Consider the following 13,209-nt stretch of genomic DNA (forward strand, 5'->3'; position numbering starts at 1 on the left):
TTATCGCCTCCTCAAGAAAGGCTGGGGTGGCGGGCGCACGTTCGATCGATTAGGCATCTCATCAGCAATGAAAAAAGCACTGATCGTCCGTCATGTGCCGCGAGAGGGAGCGGCCGGGTTTCTCCAGCCGATCGAGGCGGCTGGCTATGAGATTGAGCGGATCGATGTCGCCAGCCCCGAATTCGCCCATGTGGATTTGTGTACGCCCGATCTGCTGATCATGATGGGCGGCCCGATGGGCGTTTATGAGCATGACATTCATCCCTGGATTCCGGTGCAGATCGATAAGCTCGCCGCACGGCTGGAACAGGACCTGCCGACTCTGGGAGTATGCCTGGGCAGCCAGATGATCGCGGCGGCGCTCGGCGCGCGCGTTTATCCCGGTGAGGCGATGGAACTCGGCTTCGCACCTGTCACGCTGAACGGATCGGGCGCGGATTCGCCTCTGCGGCATATTCAGGACGTGCCAGTGCTGCACTGGCATAGCGATACGTTCGAGCTGCCGCGTGGCGTCGAACTGCTGGCCTCAACCGATGCGTACGCGCATCAGGCATTCCGCCGGGGGCGCAATCTGCTGGCGCTGCAATTCCATGCCGAAATGGGCGAGGACCCCCGCTTCGAAGACTGGTTGACGCATTTCTGGGCCGATCTCGACATCGCCAAACAGTGCGGCGTGGCCCTGCGGCGCGACCATGATGAACATGGGCCGGGCGCGGTCTCGGCGGGCCGCGCCATGATCGGCGATTGGCTGGCGAAGTTAAGCGGTTGACGGGCTGGGCCGGAATTCAGAATTCGACGTCCAGTTCCTCGACCTCATCCGGCTCTTTCCGGGCATCCTCGATCCACTCGCGCATCAGGTCCCAACTGTTGACCGTGTCGCAATAGGCGGCTGCGGGGCCTTGCAACGCCACGGCATAAGTGAGGAACCGCTGCACGACCGGCGCGAACATGGCGTCCGCCACCGTGGGGCTGTCGCCGAACAGCCAGGGGCCGCCGTAGGAACCCAGACATTCGGCCCAGATCGCCTCGACCCGCTCAATATCCGGCTTGGCGCCTGAAAAGATCGGGAACTTCTTGTGCCGGACTTTCAGGTTCATCGGCAGGGCGGATCGCAGGTTGGCGAAACCGGAATGGATTTCACCCGATATGGAACGGCAATGGGCGCGTGCGATGCGATCCTTGGGGTACATGCCTGCGTTCGGATATAGTTCATGCAGATATTCTGCGATAGCCAGCGTGTCCCAGACGCTCGCACCTTCATGAGTGAGGCGCGGCACCAGCACGGAAGGCGTCAGCAGTAGAAGCTCGGCGCGGTTTTCCAGATTTTCAAGAGCGATCATCTTCTCGGTGACGCGTAGTCCGGCGAGGCGGCACAGCAGCCAGCCCCGCAGCGACCAAGAGGAATAGATCTTGCTCGATATGGTCAATTCCGCAACGGCCATGACGATCCTCCCGATGTTTATAGTTTTCCATCAAACATGATGCAGCGCAATACAGAAAAATCAGTATAACGAACGACGGCGGCCGAATCGGCCGGGGGAACATTTTGGGGCGCCGTTCATATTATGACGATGCTGTATAGTGGCTATCAGGCTCTGGAAGACATGCTGGCTCCCGCGCGCTTCGGCGCCGAACTGGCCCTGAATCTCCGCGACAAGATGGGTCCGGTGGCTGATTGGCCCATGCCCCGCCGCATGTTCGCGCTAATAGACGTATTCCAAGGTGCCCGGCTCACGCACAAGCGTCGCGCCTATGGCGTCAACGAAGTCCGTAGCGGGAATGCTCTTGTTGCGGTGCGGGAAGAAGTGCTGCTGGACCTGCCCTTTGGCAACCTGCTCCACTTCGCGAAGGATGACGTGGAAACGGAACAGCCGCGCGTGCTGCTCGTGGCGCCGATGTCAGGCCATTTCTCGACCCTGCTGCGCAGCACCGTGAGGACCTTGCTGCGCGATCATGACGTGTACATCACCGATTGGAAGAATGCGCGCGATGTTCCGTTGTCGGCAGGGCGCTTCGGCTTTGACGACTATGTCGATTATGTCATCACCTTCATGCAGGAGCTTGGCCCCGGCGCGCACATGCTGTCCGTTTGCCAGCCCTGCGTACCGGCCTTTGCCGCTGTCGCGCTGATGGCCGAAGATGGCGATGCCGCGACACCACGATCCATGACGCTGATGGGCGGCCCCATCGATCCGCGTGCGGCGCCGACCGTCGTTAATGAATTGTCCAATGAGCGGCCGATCGAGTGGTTCGAACGGCAACTCATCACTTCCGTCCCGATGCGTTATCGCGGTGCCGGGCGGCGGGTCTATCCGGGCTTCCTGCAACTGTCCGCCTTCCTGTCGATGAACCTGGAACGCCACGGCGCCCAACATCGCGAGCTTTATCAGTTGCTGGCGGATGGGAAGGAAGAAGAAGCCGAGAAGATCAAGGATTTCTATCAGGAATATTTCGCGGTTCTGGACATGACTGCCGAATTCTACCTGGAGACGGTTGAGCGCGTGTTTCAGCGGACTCTTCTCGCGAAGGGCGAACTCAAGCACCGCGGTCGACTCGTCAATCCGGGTGCCATTCGCAAGACGGCGCTGCTGACGGTCGAGGGAGAGAAGGACGATATCTGCGCGGTCGGGCAAACGGCGGCGGCGCACGCGCTTTGCACGGGATTGCGGCCTCATCTGAAGCGGCATCACCTGCAAATCGGCGCCGGTCATTATGGCGTGTTTTCCGGTAGTAAGTGGGAGAAGGAAGTTTTCCCGCAGGTCCGCAACATGATCTTGGCGATGAACTGATCGAGGGCTAAGCGCCGCCTTCCGGTCGCGACCATATCCATGTTCCGCCAATTAGTGCGGCCGCGACCGGGACCAGGAACCAAGGGAAAGGCACCAGGAACAGCGCCAGCACTGCGCTGAATGTGAAAGCCGCAAGCGCCGCCTGCTTTCCCCGGCGGCTGATCGCACCCTTGTCGCGCCAACGACGAATATGCGGCCCGAAATGCCGATGATCGAGCAGCCTGGCCTCCAGTGCCGGGCTTGACCGGGCGAAGCAGAATGCCGCCAATATCATGAAGGGCACCGTGGGCAGCAGGGGGAGGACAATGCCCAGCGCGCCAAGGCCCAGCGACATAAAGCCGACGGCAAGATAAAGCGCCCGCCTCATCAGGCGGCGGGCAGCCGCAGCCGTACCATCAGCCCGCCCAAATCTTCACTTTCCTCCATCGCCACCGACCCGCCATAGATTTCCGCGACGTCGCGCACGATGGCCAGGCCAAGGCCGGTGCCGGGCTTACCGGAATCCAGCCGGACGCCACGGTCGAAGATGCGGGTCCGTTCCTCCTGCGGGATACCCAGGCCGTCATCCTCGACCAATATCTCGACCATGGTTCCGGCGCGGCCAACTGTGGCGAACACGCTGCCGCCACCATATTTTGCCGCGTTTTCGATAAGGTTGCCCAGCATCTCGTCCAGGTCCTGACGCTCCACCCTGACGGCAACCTCCTTGTCGCCATCCATGTCGATCCGCGCTTCGGGATAGAGGCGCTGGACGGCGCGCTCGACCGCTTGCAGGCTTGTCCATACTTCCGCCCGGCTCTGCGCCGCGCCGCGCCGCCCGACCGCGCGGGCGCGTGCCAGATGGTGATCGACCTGCCTGCGCATCGTCGTGGCTTCCCGAATGACGGTTTCCCCAAGGTCTGCCGATTGCGCGGTCGCGGCGTTCATGATGACGGTCAGCGGCGTTTTCAGCGCGTGGGCAAGATTGCCCGCATGGGTTCGCGCCTCTTCCGCCTGCCGCTCATTATGAGCGAGAAGGGCGTTCAGTTCCTCGACCATGGGTAGCACTTCGGAGGGCATCGGTTCGGTGACGCGGCTCTTTTCGCCCGCCCGCATCCTGACGATTTCCTTGCGCACCCGGCGCAGCGGCCTCAGTCCGTAAAGCGTCTGAAGCGTGGTCAGTACGATCAGGCCGAGCGCGAGAAGGGCAAAACTCTGGGTCAGCGTGGATCGCAACGTGGTGATCTGGTCGTCCAGCCCGGCACGGGCAGCCGCGACCATGAACATCCAGCGCGTATTCGAACCCGGCAGAACGATGGTCCGCTCCATGATCCGCAAGTCTTCGCCCGGAAACTGCTTGCTGTCATAAGCGTGGAAGCTGCGATCATCATGCTCGGGCAGCACCCTCAGTGCCCGGTCCCATAGCGAGCGCGATCGCCAATCCTCATGCCCCTTGGCGCTGATCTGGTAATAGAGACCGCTGTTGGGCTCCAGAAAGCGCTGATCGGCAAGCGGGCGATTGAACAGCACTTCGCCATCCGGCCCGATCTCGGCCGAAGCGATCATCGCCGTCAGAACATAATTGAGCCCGTCGTCGAAATTGCGTGTGATTGCCTGCGACAGGACACGGTCAAGCGCCAGTCCGCCACCCAGCAGCAGGATGCTGATCCACAGCGCCGCGATGCCGATCATGCGCCGACTGAGCGACCCGGTCGAATGGACCGTGGGAGGGGAGGCTGGACTGGTCATTACAGCTGTCTGTTGCCCACTCCGTTCGCCCGGGCTTGCCGAAGATCGTCCCGGCAGAAAAGGGGGCTTTGGCGGAACCAGCCCGAGGCAGAATTTGAGACCTTAGCGGGCGGGCTCGTCCAGGCTGTAGCCAAGACCGCGTATCGTCGTGATGACGTCCGCGCCCAGCTTCTTGCGGATGCGGGTAACGAACACTTCGATCGTGTTGGAATCGCGGTCGAAATCCTGATCGTAGATATGCTCGATCAACTCGGTGCGGCTCACCACCTTGCCCTTATGGTGGAGAAGGTAGGACAGCAGCTTATATTCCTGCGCAGTCAGTTTTACCGGCTCGCCCTTCAGCGTGACCTTGCCCGAGCGCGTGTCCAGCCGGACGTCGCCCGCGATCAGTTCGCTCGATGCATTGCCCGAAGCGCGGCGGATGAGCGCGCGCAACCGCGCGATAAGTTCCTCGCTTTGGAACGGCTTGGCTAGGTAATCGTCCGCGCCTGCGTCCAGTCCTGCGACCTTGTCGGACCAGCTGTCCCGCGCGGTCAACACCAGCACCGGGAAGCTTCGTCCCTCCTTGCGCCAGCGGTCCAGCACCGTCAGCCCGTCGATCGTGGGCAGGCCAAGGTCGAGGACCACGGCATCATAGCTTTCCGTCGTGCCCAGGAAGTGTCCATCCTCGCCATCGGTCGCAAGGTCGACGGCATAGCCAGCGCCCTCCAACGTGTTGCGGAGCTGTTGCCCAAGGCTTGGTTCATCTTCGACGATCAGCAGACGCATATGGCTCCGTTTCTTTGTATTTTGCCCATTGGCGCGTCAGTGCGCCCAGCCGGTTATATCGCCTGTGCGCCCGTCCGCATCAACCCAAACCACCTTGCCGTCCTTCACATATTTCAGGCGATAGCGGTTGGAGGATGGATTGAATTCCGCGCCGAGGTAGGTCGCCCCGCCCATGGCGGCATCTACGCGCCGCTTGATGAGGGAAAATGGCATGGTCTGCCCGTCCAGCATAGCCCGGCGCGCAGCGTCCTGCTCGCCACGCTGACCGGCCTCAGCGGAGGAGGGCACGGCCACCATCGCGGCGATGGCGGCCATACCCGCAATCAGGCTGCTAAGCTTCATCGTCATGTGGCATGCCATAGGCGACAAGCATTGAACAGGTGGTGAATGGTGGCGTCAGCGCGGTGACAGGTGCCGGTCAGCGTTCCAGCGCATATTGGACGGTTAGCGTCACGGACGATCCAACCTGGCCCGGTTCCACCGGCGTCGCCTCCGCCGCATCGGCCTTGAAGCGTGCTGTCATCATCGGCATCGGCGGACGGCCGCCGCTATTGCTTTCCGCGATGGAGACGAGCCGCGCGGTACGATAGCCCGCCGCCTGTGCATAGAAATCCGCCTGCGCCTTGGCGCTCTTCAACGCCGCGCCGCGCGCCTGTACCAGCATCGGGGTGGGGTCTTCGATAGAGAAGGACGGGCCGTTGACGTTGGTTGCGCCCGCTTCGACCAGCGTGTCGAGCAGTTGCCCCGTCTTCTTGATGTCGCGCAGCTTGATCGTCAGCTGGTTCGACGCTTCATAACCAATGAAACGAGGCCCGGCAGGCTGACCGTTCTGATTGCTGTAGTCATATTGGGCGTTGAGATTAATGCCGCTCGTCTGAATGTCCTTCTTTGGAATCCCGGCCTTGGCAAGGGTGGCGATCAGACGGTCCATCTTCGCCGCATTTTCGCGCATAGCCTGCGCGGCTGTGGGCGCGCGAGTCTGGACGCCCGTGCCGACCACGACCTGATCCGGCGCCGCTTCGACGGTCTCGGTTACGTTGAGCGTCACGACAGGAGCGGTTTCGGCGATGGTGACGTTGGTCTGCGCGACCGCCATGGCAGGAATCGATACAGCGGCGGCGGCCATCAGGGCCAGGGCGGACTTCATGAGCGTATCTCCTTGAAAAGCGATGCAGCCCGTTTGTAACGGCTGCGATGAATGGACGCTGACAGGCGTTGAAAGCCGTCAGACAGCATCCGGTTCCACGCGCTCTTGCCCCGGCGCGCCGGAAGTCCTAGCTGCACGGCCATGGCCGCCCCTATATTCTCCTTCGAAAATCTTGGTCTCAGCCAAGGAAGCCATTGGCTTTTCCGTCATCTCGACATTTTTGTCGGCGATCGTGACCGGCTGGCGCTGATCGGCCGCAATGGCGCGGGCAAGACCACGCTGCTGAAGCTGATCGCGGCGCAGATCGAGCCTGACGAAGGGACGCGGTCGGTTGTTCCGGGCGCGCGCGTCATCATGCTGGAGCAGGACCCCGACGTCAGCAGCTTCGCCACCCTGCATGATTTCGCGCTGGCGGGCGAATATGCGCCCCCCGCGCATGAGGTGGAGGCGATCGCCAGCCAGCTTGGCATCGACCTGTCGCGCGAGGCCGCGACCGCCAGCGGGGGCGAGCGCCGCCGCGCAGCGATTGCCCGGGCGCTGGCGAGCGAGCCCGACTTGCTGCTGCTGGACGAGCCGACCAACCATCTCGACATCGACGCCATCGATTGGTTGGAGGGCTGGCTTGCCCGCTATTCGGGCGCCTTCATCGTCATCAGCCACGATCGCGCTTTCCTGACACGCCTGACGCGCCAGACCCTGTGGCTGGATCGCGGGTCGATCCGCCGCAGCGAGATCGGCTTTGGGGGCTTTGAGGATTGGATGGAGGCCGTCTATGCTGAGGAGGCCCGTGCCGCCGAGAAGCTCGACGCCAAGCTAAAGATCGAGGCGCACTGGCTGGAACGCGGCGTCACCGCGCGCCGCAAGCGCAATCAGGGGCGGCTCGCCAAGCTTTGGGAAATGCGGGCGCAGCGTGCTGCGATGGTCGGCCCTCAAGGCGTCGCGAAGATCGCCGTCGCTGCCGACGATAGCAAGACCAAGAGCATCATCACCGCCGAACATGTGACCAAGAATTTCGGTGACCGCACGGTCATCAAGGACTTCTCCCTGCGCATCCAGCGCGGCGACCGGATCGGCATCGTCGGCGGTAATGGTGCGGGCAAGACGACATTGCTGAAGCTCCTGACCGGCGAACTCGCGCCTGATAGCGGCGTCGTCAAACAGGCCAAGTCGCTCGACATGATCTTCATCGACCAGCAGCGCAGCCTGATGCAGCCCGATAAGCGTGTCCGCGACGTGCTGGCGGAGGGCGGCGACTGGATCGATGTGCGGGGCGTGCGAAAGCATGTTCACGGTTATCTCAAGGAATTTCTCTTCGACCCCTCGCTGGCCGAGGCGCGCGTGGGCACGCTGTCCGGGGGCGAGCGGTCACGCCTGCTCTTTGCCCGTGAGTTCGCCCGCGAATCGAACCTGCTGGTGCTCGACGAGCCGACCAACGACCTCGACCTCGAAACGCTCGACCTGTTGCAGGAAGTGATCGCCGACTATGACGGCACAGTGCTGATCGTCAGCCATGACCGCGACTTTCTGGATCGCACGGTGACGGTGACGCTTGGTCTGGATGGTTCGGGGCAAGTCGATGTGATCGTCGGCGGCTATGCGGACTGGGTCGCCAAGCGACAGCCGAAGAACGCGCCTCGGGCAGAGAAAAAGGCTGCCGCCGCTCCGCCCCCGCCAAAATCCGCGTCGACCAAGCTCAGCTACAAGGATCAGCGGGATCTCGACTTGCTGCCCAAAACCATCGAAAAGCTGGAACAGGACATTGTTCGCGATGAGGAGGCATTGGCCGACCCATCGCTCTACACTCGCGATCCCAAGCGGTTCGCGGCGCTGACAAAGGCGATCGAGCAGGCACGCGCCGACAAGGATTCGGCCGAGGAACGCTGGCTGGAACTCGCGGAAAAGGCCGAGGGACTGAGCGGCTGAACGAAGGGGAATAGGAATGGCGGCGATGGACGGATCAGCTTCAGGCGCTCTTGACCAGGCGCGCTCGCATCATGCCGTTCATTATGTCAATCGCGTCGGCTGGCTGCGCGCGGCTGTTCTCGGCGCGAATGACGGCATCGTATCGACCGCCAGTCTGCTTGCGGGTATCGCCGCGTCGGGCGCGTCGCGCGAAACCATTCTGCTGTCCGGCATAGCGGCCCTGTTTGCTGGCGCCATGTCGATGGCGGCGGGAGAATATGTGTCGGTCAGCGCGCAATCGGACACGGAGCGGGCCGATCTCGCCAAGGAAAAACATGCGATAGCTCAGCAGCCAGATGTGGAATGGCAGGAGCTGCGCGGCATCTATATCGAGCGGGGCCTCACCCCCGAACTGGCTGGAGAAGTCGCGCGACAATTGATGGACGCCGACGCGCTTGCCGCCCACGCCCGCGACGAACTCGGTATTTCGGATATCAGCACGGCCCGGCCGGTTCAGGCGGCACTGACTTCGGCAGCGACCTTTTCCGTCGGTGCGATCGCTCCGGTCATCGCGGCGGCGGTCAGCCCGGCGCCCCATGCGCTGGCGAGCGTCGTTATGACCTCGCTAATCTGTCTTGCCCTGCTGGGCTATGCAGGCGCGCGGCTGGGTGGCGGCAAGTTAGGCCGGTCGGTCGGCCGGGTGCTGTTCTGGGGCGTACTCGCAATGGCGATCACGGCAGGTGCAGGCAGGCTTTTCGGCGCGGCGATATGATGGCAAGGTCCGCGCCATCCGGATTCCCAAGGAGAAGATCATGACTGCGATCCAGCAAATTCCGATCAAGACGATCAAGGGCGCCGACGCCAGCCTCGCCAACTATGCGGGGAAGGTGGTGCTGGCGGTCAACGTCGCCTCCAAATGCGGCCTGACCCCGCAATATGAAGGGCTGGAAAAGCTCTATCGCGATTACAAGGACAAGGGGCTGGTGGTCGCCGGCTTCCCCGCCAATGACTTTGCCGGCCAGGAACCGGGAAGCAATGACGAGATCGCGGAATTCTGCACCACCAATTTCGGTGTCGATTTCCCGATGTTCGAAAAGATCGTCGTGACCGGCCCGGAAAAGCATCCGCTCTACGCCGCCCTGACCAGCGAGCAGCCCAAAGCTGCGGGTGAGGGCGATGAATTTCGCGAAAAGCTTCGCGGCTATGGCATGACGCCGACCGAAGAGCCCGAAGTGCTCTGGAATTTCGAAAAGTTCCTGATTGCCAAGGACGGCTCCGTCGCCGCGCGCTTTGCGCCCGGCACGACGCCTGATGATCCGGCGCTGGTATCCGCTATCGAGGCTGAACTGGCGAAATAAGGGACAGGCATCGGGGTCGGCGCTGTTCACGGCGCCGGTTCCGATGTCTCGCCGTGCTGGTCGCCTCATGCTTTCGCCCGCCACCGCCTTTCAACAGATCGGCCCGGTGCTGGAAACGCTCAGCATCGTGGGGATTTTCGTGTTTGCGGCGTCTGGGGCGCTGGCGGCGGCCCGGCTGGGGCAGACGCTAGTGACCTTTGCGTTTTTCGCGCTGGTGACCGGGGTAGGGGGCGGCACCCTTCGCGACCTGCTGATCGGCGCACCGGTTTTCTGGGTGCATGATCCCGTTCCGGCAATCACATGCATGGTCGCGGCGCTCCTGATCTGGTTCACGCCGCGCCGCTTGTGGAGCGATCGCGCGCTCGATTGGCTCGACGCCATCGGCCTCGTCTCCTTTGCCGTGTTCGGAGCCGCCAAGGCGATGAGCTACGGCATTCCGCCCTTCGTTGCCGCCCTGATGGGCGTGGTCACCGGCTGCGTCGGCGGCATCTTGCGTGATCTCCTCGCCCATGAGCCGTCCATATTGTTGCGCCCCGAACTTTATGTAACGGCAGCGGCCCTCGCTTCCGGCTTGTTCGTCATGCTGCGCTGGTGGGGGCTGGACGTGCCGGTAGCGGGCGTCGTCGCGGCGCTGCTAGGCTTCCTTTTGCGCGCCTTCGCGATCTGGCGAAGCATTGGCCTCCCCACCTACAAAGCTGATCGTTAACAGTTCAGAACGCATAAATCCTCCCCATCGCAGATGGGGAGGGGGACCGCCGCAGGCGGTGGAGGGGAAAAGCGCTACATCACCGCCAAAGGCTGGCAAGTAACCCCATCAGGCCCCGCTCATCGGCGGCACTCACCCGCCGCGGTGCGCCATAGCCTCGGCATTCCAGGCAATCAGCCCGCACACCCGCGCCACTGATCAGTCCACGCATATCCGCGACAGCCTGCATGGCCCAACGCCGCTGGATCATCGCCTGCCTGCTCAACATGTCGCGGGGAGCATCCACATCCTCATCGTCCCGTTCTGACATCGACTTGATGAGCTCGGCGAACTTGTCGGGCTCCTTCTCGATACGGTAAACCTTCGCCTTGGCAGGATCGATCTTGGCCATCTTCGCCGCTTCGGCGACGGCTTCCTCCAACCCGCCGAAGCGATCGACCAGCCCGATCTGCCGCGCCGTGCCGCCGTCCCACACGCGGCCTTGAGCAATGGCGTCGATCTGCTGAGGCGATTTACGCCGTGCCTGCGCGACCAGCCCCACGAAACGGCCATAGATATCCTCGATCCCCATCTGCATGATGCGATCGAATTCAGGCGTCGTGCCGCCCGCAATGTCCGGCTGCCCTGACAGCGGCGTGGTCCGCACGCCATCGGTCGTGATGCCTAGCTTCGCCAACGTTCCTTCAAAGCTCGGCAATATCCCGAACACCCCGATGGAGCCGGTAATCGTGTCCGGTTCGGCAAAGATCAGGTCGGCAGGCGTCGAAATCCAGTAGCCGCCGCTCGCCGCGACATTGCCCATCGACACGACGATCGGCAGGCCCTCGCGCTTGGCTTCCATGATGGCCTGCCGAATCTTTTCCGACGCCATGACCGAACCGCCGGGGGAATCGACCCGGACGACCAGCGCCTTCAGGTCCTTTTCCGACAGCGCCTTGTAGAGAAGAGCCGAAATCGTATCACCGGCTGCGCTACCCGGCCCACCATCTCCATCGACGATGTCGCCCGCCACGGTAATCACGCCGATCTGGCCATCATTGGGCGCGCGGTGGGCCTTCGCATAGCTTCTGAGGTCGATGCTGGCAAAATCACCCACGCGATCGTCGGAGGGTTCGCCCGCCACCTCCGCGACGCGCTTGCCGAACGCAGCTTCGTCGCCCAGTTTGTCGACCAGCCCGGCACTCTGCGCCGCCTTGGCGAGATTGCCGCGCGCAGCTTCCGCCGCACCCGCAGGATTGGCGGCATAGGCGGCCAGCTTCGCGCGCGGCCGTGCCTTGCCAACTTCCTCCTGCCAATCCTGCCACAAGGCATCGGCCAGCGCCTGATTGGCCTGGCGCGCTTCAGGCGATTGATCCGTCCGGATGAAGGGTTCGACGAAGCTCTTATAGGTGCCGACGCGGTAGACATGCGTGTTGACGCCCAGCTTATCGATCAACCCCTTGTAATAAAGGCCAGAGCCGCCGCGCCCGAGGATCGCTACGCCGCCAAGGGGATCGACCCATGCCTCGCTGGCATGGGCGGCCAGTTGATAGCTGTCGTCACTGTAGATGGTGGCAAAGGCGAAGACCGGCTTCTTTGCTGCACGGACGGCATCCAGCGCCTTGCCCACGCGGGAAAGCGCCACCTGACCGCCGCCCAGAAACCCGTCGAGGTTCAGCACCACCGCCTTGACCTTGCCATCTGTCTTGGCCGCTTCCAGCGCGTCCACAATCTCGGAAAGGCGATATTCCTTCGACTGCGGCCCGGACGATGTCAGCAACGAGAAGGGGTCCACCTCTGCCGGTTGCTCGACAATGGTGCCGTCCAGCTTCAGCAGCAGTGCGCCACTGCTCACGCTGCGCGCGGGCTTGGGCGACCATGAAAGCGCCGCATAAAGCAGGCCGAAGAAGCCGAGCAGGAACAGCAGAACCAGCCCGTCCTTGACCGCGACCAATATGCGCCAAACGCCCTTCACAAATGCCAAATTGCCGCTTCCTTATGCTTGCTTGTCCGAGCTATCCGATCGTCCGGCCGACTGCAATGTGGGACGCTCCGCTCGGCGCACAAGCTTGCGCCCGTCATTTCCGGCGTTATGGGAGGCGCCAACATTCGCGCTTATGTGCAGGAGAAGCGTTTCATGCCCACACTCGTTCTGATCCGTCATGGCCAATCGGCCTGGAACCTGGAAAATCGCTTCACTGGCTGGTGGGACGTGGACCTGACGGAAAAGGGGGTGGAGGAAGCGCGGGCTGCCGGTCAGTTGATGTCGGCCAAGGGCCTAGACTTCGACCGCTGCTTCACCTCGGTTCAGACCCGGGCGATCAAGACGCTGAACCTAGCGCTTGAGGAAATGGGCCGCCTCTGGCTGCCGGTCGAAAAGGACTGGCGCCTCAATGAGCGCCATTATGGCGGCCTTACCGGCCTCAACAAGGCAGAGACCGCTGCCAAGCATGGCGATGCGCAGGTGAAGGTCTGGCGCCGCAGCTTCGACATTCCGCCGCCGGTGCTGGAGCCGGGCGGCGAGTTCGACCTGTCGAAGGACCGCCGCTATGACGGCATCGCCATCCCCTCGACGGAGTCCCTGAAGGACACCATCGCCCGCGTGCTGCCCTATTGGGAAAGCCGCATCGTACCGGAGCTGAAGGCGGGCAAGCGCGTACTCATCTCGGCTCATGGCAATTCGCTGCGCGCTTTGGTGAAGCATTTGTCGGGCATTCCGGACGATGAGATCACCGAACTGGAAATCCCGACCGGTCAGCCGATCGTCTATGACCTGGCCGACGATCTGACCGCCAAGGACCGCTATTATCTGTCGGAGCGTTAAGTCCGCAA

At 62.7% G+C, this 13,209-nt stretch carries 13 protein-coding genes and 1 pseudogene; 7 read left to right on the forward strand and 7 right to left on the reverse strand.

Going from position 1 to position 13,209, the window contains the following annotated elements:
- Window positions 1-67: 67 nt before the first annotated feature.
- The gene (locus ACZ5ZH_RS03260; RefSeq protein WP_464772162.1) at window positions 68-769 is read left to right on the forward strand and encodes a glutamine amidotransferase; all 702 of its coding nucleotides are present in this window, start codon (window positions 68-70) and stop codon (window positions 767-769) included.
- A 16-nt stretch (window positions 770-785) separates the two neighbouring features.
- Here the strand turns inward: ACZ5ZH_RS03260 and ACZ5ZH_RS03265 are convergent, their stop codons facing one another.
- Entirely contained in the window at window positions 786-1,442 is a 657-nt protein-coding gene (locus tag ACZ5ZH_RS03265) for a glutathione S-transferase (protein ID WP_464772163.1), read from the reverse strand.
- 123 nt (window positions 1,443-1,565) lie between these two features.
- Here ACZ5ZH_RS03265 and ACZ5ZH_RS03270 point away from each other — a divergent pair, with 123 nt between their 5' ends.
- A complete protein-coding gene (locus tag ACZ5ZH_RS03270; protein WP_464772164.1) occupies window positions 1,566-2,789 on the forward strand; it encodes a polyhydroxyalkanoate depolymerase in 1,224 nt (407 codons plus the stop codon).
- Window positions 2,790-2,796: 7 nt separating this feature from the next.
- On the opposite strand, the gene ACZ5ZH_RS03275 is transcribed toward ACZ5ZH_RS03270, so the two are convergent.
- The 5 genes and pseudogenes from ACZ5ZH_RS03275 to ACZ5ZH_RS03295 form a co-directional block, all read right to left on the reverse strand.
- A complete protein-coding gene (locus tag ACZ5ZH_RS03275) occupies window positions 2,797-3,156 on the reverse strand; it encodes a YbaN family protein (RefSeq protein ID WP_460987848.1) in 360 nt (119 codons plus the stop codon).
- Window positions 3,156-4,460: a sensor histidine kinase gene (locus tag ACZ5ZH_RS03280; RefSeq protein WP_449474606.1), complete on the reverse strand. Its 1,305-nt coding sequence runs from the start codon at window positions 4,458-4,460 to the stop codon at window positions 3,156-3,158. The genes ACZ5ZH_RS03275 and ACZ5ZH_RS03280 overlap by 1 nt, the downstream gene beginning before the upstream one ends.
- Window positions 4,461-4,619: 159 nt before the next feature.
- Window positions 4,620-5,285, reverse strand: a complete 666-nt coding sequence (locus ACZ5ZH_RS03285; RefSeq protein ID WP_449471888.1) for a response regulator transcription factor — start codon at window positions 5,283-5,285, stop codon at window positions 4,620-4,622.
- 36 nt (window positions 5,286-5,321) lie between these two features.
- Window positions 5,322-5,658: pseudogene (locus tag ACZ5ZH_RS03290) on the reverse strand (hypothetical protein).
- Between the two features lie 45 nt (window positions 5,659-5,703).
- Window positions 5,704-6,432 (reverse strand): SIMPL domain-containing protein, encoded by a 729-nt coding sequence (locus ACZ5ZH_RS03295; protein ID WP_464772165.1) that lies wholly within the window; start codon window positions 6,430-6,432, stop codon window positions 5,704-5,706.
- Window positions 6,433-6,573: 141 nt separating this feature from the next.
- On the opposite strand from ACZ5ZH_RS03295, the gene ACZ5ZH_RS03300 reads away from it, so the two are divergent.
- The 4 genes from ACZ5ZH_RS03300 to ACZ5ZH_RS03315 all read left to right on the forward strand — a co-directional run bounded on the left by ACZ5ZH_RS03300 (window position 6,574) and on the right by ACZ5ZH_RS03315 (window position 10,398).
- The gene (locus tag ACZ5ZH_RS03300) at window positions 6,574-8,355 is read left to right on the forward strand and encodes an ABC-F family ATP-binding cassette domain-containing protein (protein WP_464772166.1); all 1,782 of its coding nucleotides are present in this window, start codon (window positions 6,574-6,576) and stop codon (window positions 8,353-8,355) included.
- Window positions 8,356-8,380: 25 nt separating this feature from the next.
- Window positions 8,381-9,106, forward strand: a complete 726-nt coding sequence (locus ACZ5ZH_RS03305; protein WP_464772582.1) for a VIT1/CCC1 transporter family protein — start codon at window positions 8,381-8,383, stop codon at window positions 9,104-9,106.
- A 40-nt stretch (window positions 9,107-9,146) separates the two neighbouring features.
- Window positions 9,147-9,692 carry a glutathione peroxidase gene (locus ACZ5ZH_RS03310; protein ID WP_464772167.1) on the forward strand — a complete coding sequence of 182 codons (546 nt, stop codon included), beginning with the start codon at window positions 9,147-9,149 and terminating at the stop codon, window positions 9,690-9,692.
- Window positions 9,693-9,759: 67 nt separating this feature from the next.
- The gene (locus ACZ5ZH_RS03315) at window positions 9,760-10,398 is read left to right on the forward strand and encodes a trimeric intracellular cation channel family protein (protein ID WP_460987852.1); all 639 of its coding nucleotides are present in this window, start codon (window positions 9,760-9,762) and stop codon (window positions 10,396-10,398) included.
- 79 nt (window positions 10,399-10,477) lie between these two features.
- On the opposite strand, the gene sppA is transcribed toward ACZ5ZH_RS03315, so the two are convergent.
- A complete protein-coding gene (sppA, locus tag ACZ5ZH_RS03320; RefSeq protein WP_464772168.1) occupies window positions 10,478-12,361 on the reverse strand; it encodes a signal peptide peptidase SppA in 1,884 nt (627 codons plus the stop codon).
- Window positions 12,362-12,514: 153 nt separating this feature from the next.
- On the opposite strand from sppA, the gene gpmA reads away from it, so the two are divergent.
- Window positions 12,515-13,201 (forward strand): 2,3-diphosphoglycerate-dependent phosphoglycerate mutase, encoded by a 687-nt coding sequence (gpmA, locus tag ACZ5ZH_RS03325; RefSeq protein WP_464772169.1) that lies wholly within the window; start codon window positions 12,515-12,517, stop codon window positions 13,199-13,201.
- Window positions 13,202-13,209 lie beyond the last annotated feature (8 nt).

This window comes from Sphingobium sp. TomMM7A, assembly GCF_055397305.1.

Coding starts and splice junctions, on each gene's coding strand:
- ACZ5ZH_RS03260 (WP_464772162.1), top strand. CDS start 68: ATGAAAAAAGCACTGATCGTCCGTCATGTGCCGCGAGAGGGAGCGGCC.
- ACZ5ZH_RS03265 (WP_464772163.1), bottom strand. CDS start 1,442: ATGGCCGTTGCGGAATTGACCATATCGAGCAAGATCTATTCCTCTTGG.
- ACZ5ZH_RS03270 (WP_464772164.1), top strand. CDS start 1,566: ATGACGATGCTGTATAGTGGCTATCAGGCTCTGGAAGACATGCTGGCT.
- ACZ5ZH_RS03275 (WP_460987848.1), bottom strand. CDS start 3,156: ATGAGGCGGGCGCTTTATCTTGCCGTCGGCTTTATGTCGCTGGGCCTT.
- ACZ5ZH_RS03280 (WP_449474606.1), bottom strand. CDS start 4,460: ATGATCGGCATCGCGGCGCTGTGGATCAGCATCCTGCTGCTGGGTGGC.
- ACZ5ZH_RS03285 (WP_449471888.1), bottom strand. CDS start 5,285: ATGCGTCTGCTGATCGTCGAAGATGAACCAAGCCTTGGGCAACAGCTC.
- ACZ5ZH_RS03295 (WP_464772165.1), bottom strand. CDS start 6,432: ATGAAGTCCGCCCTGGCCCTGATGGCCGCCGCCGCTGTATCGATTCCT.
- ACZ5ZH_RS03300 (WP_464772166.1), top strand. CDS start 6,574: ATGGCCGCCCCTATATTCTCCTTCGAAAATCTTGGTCTCAGCCAAGGA.
- ACZ5ZH_RS03305 (WP_464772582.1), top strand. CDS start 8,381: ATGGACGGATCAGCTTCAGGCGCTCTTGACCAGGCGCGCTCGCATCAT.
- ACZ5ZH_RS03310 (WP_464772167.1), top strand. CDS start 9,147: ATGACTGCGATCCAGCAAATTCCGATCAAGACGATCAAGGGCGCCGAC.
- ACZ5ZH_RS03315 (WP_460987852.1), top strand. CDS start 9,760: ATGCTTTCGCCCGCCACCGCCTTTCAACAGATCGGCCCGGTGCTGGAA.
- gpmA (WP_464772169.1), top strand. CDS start 12,515: ATGCCCACACTCGTTCTGATCCGTCATGGCCAATCGGCCTGGAACCTG.